This is a genomic window from Protofrankia sp. CiP3 (assembly GCF_917627345.1).
GTDB lineage: Bacteria > Actinomycetota > Actinomycetes > Frankiales > Frankiaceae > Protofrankia.
Genome location: NZ_CAKJTM010000148.1, coordinates 8851 through 9292, shown reverse-complemented (window position 1 = coordinate 9292; position 442 = coordinate 8851). Strand labels below are relative to the sequence as shown.

The following is a 442-nucleotide window of genomic DNA, read 5'->3' as shown; positions in this document are numbered from 1 at the left end:
TCCTCGACGAGGACGCCGCTGAACCGATCGTGCGGCGTGCCGCCGAGGCCGGTGTCACCTTCTTCGACACCGCCAACCACTACTCGGGCGGCGTCAGCGAGCAGATCACCGGACGCATCCTCCGCAAGATCTTCACCCGCCGGGACGACTACGTGATCGCCACCAAGGTCGGTTCCGTCGTCGGCCCAGGGCCCCACGACCGGGGCCTGTCCCGCAAACACATCCTGACCGCCATTGACGACTCGCTACGCCGGCTCGGGACCGACTACGTCGACCTCTATCAGATCCACCGCTGGGACCCGCACACCCCGATCGAGGAGACCGTCGAGACGCTGCACGACGCCGTCCGCACCGGCAAGATCCGCTATCTCGGCGCCGGCAGCATGTACGCCTGGCAGTTCGCCAAGGCGCACCACACCGCCACCCGCCACGGCCACGGCGG

Annotated in this window: 1 protein-coding gene; it reads left to right on the top strand. The window is 68.6% G+C overall.

The genetic code is table 11. From position 1 onward, the window contains the following. On the top strand, positions 1-442 hold a 442-nt coding region (locus MJ797_RS24685), incomplete at both ends, for an aldo/keto reductase (RefSeq protein ID WP_239341793.1).